Origin of the sequence: Facilibium subflavum (assembly GCF_003574485.1) — a bacterium.
Lineage (GTDB): Bacteria > Pseudomonadota > Gammaproteobacteria > Francisellales > Francisellaceae > Facilibium > Facilibium subflavum.
Map to the genome: position 1 here is coordinate 1 of NZ_QLIT01000307.1, position 4690 is coordinate 4690.

General features: G+C 39.4%; 3 protein-coding genes. All 3 read right to left on the bottom strand.

Features of this window, described 5'->3' with window-relative positions:
• Positions 1–513: 513 nt before the first annotated feature.
• Genes DNK84_RS13590 through DNK84_RS14515 form a run of 3 tightly spaced genes read right to left on the bottom strand, consistent with a single transcriptional unit; the run spans position 514 to position 4566 of the window.
• On the bottom strand, positions 514–2079 hold the full coding sequence (locus DNK84_RS13590) for an ATP-binding protein (protein ID WP_119345000.1): 1566 nt from the start codon (positions 2077–2079) through the stop codon (positions 514–516).
• 46 nt (positions 2080–2125) lie between these two features.
• Positions 2126–4432 carry a 2OG-Fe(II) oxygenase gene (locus DNK84_RS13595; protein ID WP_119345001.1) on the bottom strand — a complete coding sequence of 769 codons (2307 nt, stop codon included), beginning with the start codon at positions 4430–4432 and terminating at the stop codon, positions 2126–2128.
• Positions 4429–4566, bottom strand: a complete 138-nt coding sequence (locus DNK84_RS14515) for a hypothetical protein (RefSeq protein ID WP_162902505.1) — start codon at positions 4564–4566, stop codon at positions 4429–4431. The genes DNK84_RS13595 and DNK84_RS14515 overlap by 4 nt, the downstream gene beginning before the upstream one ends.
• Between the last annotated feature and the right edge of the window lie 124 nt (positions 4567–4690).

Here is a 4690-nt window from a genome sequence, read left to right on the forward strand (position 1 = left end):
TTAGAGGTGCTCAATGTATGCTTAAATGTTGCAAAAAAAGTGTTTCAAGTGCAGCACCTTTTATTTCATCGGTACTATCTAACGGTCCTTTAGGTCGCAATGTCTGAAAAACACCAACATCAAAACAATAAAACGCAAACGTATTTTGCTTTTTTTAATCAAAAACGCAAATTCAAATTGCGTTTTTGCGAATAAGTGTACTCTGATTATCAATTCAATATCCGTAATATACGGCGACCCTTACAAAAGCCGATCCTGCCATAACAAGTGTAGCCTTAATTAAAGAAGACTTTCCCGTTGCCCTTGGGCCAAATAAAAAAATGATTTCCTTGTCAATAAATCAGGTAAGTTTAGAATGCGTTTATAAAACATAGGTAAACCTTAACTTCGTATAATCCACAATTCTATCGCTGAATTTCCGATAAAACACATAAGTGTCTCGCGGTGAATGATGAATTTAAACATCGTAAAAGTGCAGCGATTAAGCAAAAGCAAGTTGACCACTCAACAGGTTTAACATTCAAGATCATACTGCTCAAACACGAGCTCTGTGATGTTTCGCTTATCTGGGTCAAAACTGATACCAATTAAATAAATAGGTTTATTTTGCGCCAGATACTTCTGAGGGTAGCCTTTATCTTTTATCTGTGAGATAGCCTTATTCGCTCCACCAAACTTAATAAGCTTAAATTCGATGATTAAAATTTTATTCGGCATCAAAACCGTTAAATCAATTCGCCCATGATTAGTGACATCTTCGGCGATAAGATCATAACCCAGGGCAACAAAGTAGCTGTAGACAATGCTGGCATAAAAGCCTTCATACTGATCAATGTTGTTATTTCGATACCAGTCATTGGGAATAGAGGCAAAATGGCTGGTAATAACCTCCTCAAGAAGCTTGAAGTCATTACCTTCCAACGCAGTAATAAGCCCATCTATCACCGAATCTTTACTATCTTGTGTCGTACCGACCCCAGCCAGCACCTCGTTTAAACTACATCTTACCTCATAATTTGGATAGCCCAAGCGATAGGCTGTTCGCTTGCCCCGCATCGTGATTTCTTTAATTGTCAAATACCCCGTCTGAAACAGCAAGGTAGCAACAGGCATAGTATTAATATCAAATTTTGTCAGCATACTCTCGCCAACCACCAGATTCTCTAAATCTGGAATGAAATAGCGATGTTGCTGAATCGCCTTAACTAAAAACGTCGGTGTCGCCGTTTCAAACCAGTAGTTCTGATAACGACACCCCTTAGCAATAAACAATAAAACATCAAATGGGTTATAAACTTTCTGCATCTCACTGCCTGCAAAGTTATAACCATTATACCATTTCTTTAAAAGCGTATAATCTACTTGCCCATTATCTAAATACTTTTTAAACGAAAGGTCAAGCTCTGCCTGGTTATAGCCACAGATATCGGCATAGCGAACATCTAAACTCAGATCTTCCAGGTTGTTTAAATCACTAAACAGACTGACTTTGCTAAACTTAGATACCCCTGTAAGCATCGCAAACTGAACATTGATATCCTGGGACTTGATTACACTGTAAAAATTCCTCAGCCTCTCTCGCATCGCTATAGCGTTGTCGCTATCGGCAATATTATCAAGGATTGGTTTATCATATTCATCTATAAGAATGACAACTTTATTGAACCGGCTTGCCAGATGCCTGATCAAATAGGAAAACCGTGCACTTACCTCTGAATAAGCGTTTCCAATTCGATATTGCTCATAATAAGCATCCAGAAAACCAGAAATTTTCTCATCCAAAGCTTGTGGCGTAGATACACTGCCTTCGCCAAAACTGAAGTTTAAAACAGGATAGGTGATCTGCCAATCCCAATTCTGCTCCAGATATAAACCTTTAAACAACCCCTCCCTTCCTTCAAAAGCTAATCTAATAGTATCAATCAATAATGACTTACCAAACCGACGTGGACGTGATAAAAAGTAACGACCACCACCTGTGTTAACAAGATTATAGATATGCCTGGTTTTATCAACATAGACGTAATTATCTGTCATTATCCTTTCAAAACTTGAAAGGCCAATTGGCAATTTTTTCACCTCAACCTCACTTTGATGTTAACATTAAATGCTTAACTTTTCAGAATCAATTGACAGCCATATCAAGGTTAAATCCCAAACGTAATTGTACTAACATATCACACACTGCTTGATAACGTTTATTCGCTATTGAATGCATGTCTTGGTCTTTTGTCAACACAAGTTTATGTGGGCTGCCTGTTGCAACTTCCTTTGTGCTAACCGGAATATTTGCCTGATAAATCACACCACCGACATGTCTTCGTTTTTCCTTAGCAATCGGCCAGGTTTTCTCCTGCCAGGTTACATCAGACAAAAACTTAACTAATTCATCACATAAATCACAGCCACAACTTGTGTCAGCTGAAATAGACCAATCATCTTGCGCCTTAACGCCAAGGCTTTTTTCGTTTTCAAGTAAAAGCACGACATAGTTAACAAGTCTATCAACCCCATAAGGCACGTGCTGATTTTGGTCAAGCCTTAAATATTTCAATAATAGCTCAGCAAGCTCTAGCGGCTCTAGCTGTAATTGACCGCTAATAAGCAGATCGATCAACTGCTGATGCAACGCTTCATCTTCAAGCAATAATACACCTTCGATACACTCCTTAGCGAACCGGTATCTTTTTCCCTGCGATTCAAATCGCTCACGCGGTGTTGTAATTTTACTGAAGACTGACGCCATTATTTTGACATGGTAATCAAATAAAAAGCGCATAACCGGGCGCTCCATCAGGGCACCTTGAAACGCCTTAATTAAGTCACAAAAATCAGACAAGCCCTCTTGGCGCCGAGTTGAACGTTTATCAAGCAGTTCAGAAAATATTTCAATCACCCAGTCAGCACCATAAGCATTGACCAGCAGCACCCACTGTTTGGCTAACCGAGCATCAATCAGTAAGCTATCAAAATGTGATATAATGCGACTGGCGCGCACTGGGTCATTGATATAAGCACTAAACTCGAGTACTTTAGCACAATGCTCAGGCACTTTGGCCTGCCTTACCAGAGAAGTCCAAACATCATTTAACTCATCGACTTGCGAATAAAGCGCTTGCTTAATCGTATCAATCGAAACACTGTCATACATTGGCTTGTAGAGCTTCTCAACATAACTTAAGGGATCGATTTCAAAGAGAATTTTCTGTGCATCCGCTTTTTTCCACATTACAAGGGCTGCACGTTTGTACCAACGATCCATTGTGTTACCATAGTTGCCCATAAAACCTTCATACTCACTTTCATAAGGAACAAATGCATTCCCATCTTTTGTTGCATGCACAAAACAATTATCCACATTATATGAAGCAAAGCTTTTATAATTGCCATCTCGATCAAGCCAATACTCAATGGCTGTATCACTATCAATCAGACTATGTAAAACATAGTTATCTTCCAGATCGCCAAATTCCTCATCATAATGGCTGCGCGCATAATAATCATTTTCGTCATCACAGCCCCATACTTCATGTGAGTCAACCAAGGTCAAATAGGCATCCAGTTCATGCTTATCGGCTGCCTTTAACAAGGCATCAACTCGCACGCGGTCTGTGTTTTTTAAACACTGCCAACTCAAACCACTTTGTGTGTATTCATGATCTAACAAATAAACAAATTTAACGGGGTTGGTGTCATCCTGACACCAACGAGGCAACCATGACTTGGTTGAAAAATATCGCTCAATAGCCACACTGATTCGCTTATCAAAGTCACGCTCAATCAAGTTTTTTGTTTCACCTTGATAATTTTGCAAAATCAAGTTAAAGGTCAACGCAACACGATACCCACTTGTCAGTGGTCTGACCTCATGGCGACAATCCGCATAAAACGAAAACGCTTGTAATGAAGTGTTATCTTTACCAGAATCAAACACATACTGACGACCATTATGCTCGACAATCAGCGCTCCACCAACATGTGTACTTGGTAAAACAATAACCATCGTTGCCACCATATTATCGACTTTTTCACTGTCTTGATGTGGCTTGAAGAAACAACCTGGCTCATACACCAAAAGATTATGCACATCGGCAACAAGCTTTGTTTCATCTGGCAAGCCAAGGTCTTTTCTCATTTGATCGAGCATTGGCTTGATACCCTGACGCCAGCCTGTTTTAAGGATTTTAAATTTTGATGGTTTAATCTCCCACACTTTACGCACGGACGTATCAAGAAGCGTTTGCTCCTTTAATCCATATTTCGCAGGCTCCGCAATTTGAATAAGTGACTTTGCTGTTATATCGGTTAATGGGTAATTTAAACGCCCAACTTTATTCACATTAACTTGCAGATAAGAAGCATCTAACTTATGCTCTGTGTAATAATCACCTTTTGTTTCTAATGCAGCTAGCGCTGCTTTTATTTCATTCACAACCCCACCCCCTGCGCTAAATCCACCTGATCAATTAAACGCTTACCATCTTGTGCGATCACCACATCAATTTTTTGCTCGCCTATGGTTTTTTCCAGCGCCACCAAAAATGCTATTTTTTGTCGAGTAGACATCTCTGTTTCTCCTATTTATAATTTAAATTTTAAACATAATGTGAGAAAGCATGATGCCCCTCACAGAACCATACTTGTAGATTTCCCACATACGGCTCTTCAACTTAACTCACTGAACCTGTTA

What these genes read in the sequence shown, in the direction of transcription:
- DNK84_RS14515 (WP_162902505.1), bottom strand. Translation starts at nt 4,566, where the DNA reads ATGTCTACTCGACAAAAAATAGCATTTTTGGTGGCGCTGGAAAAAACC.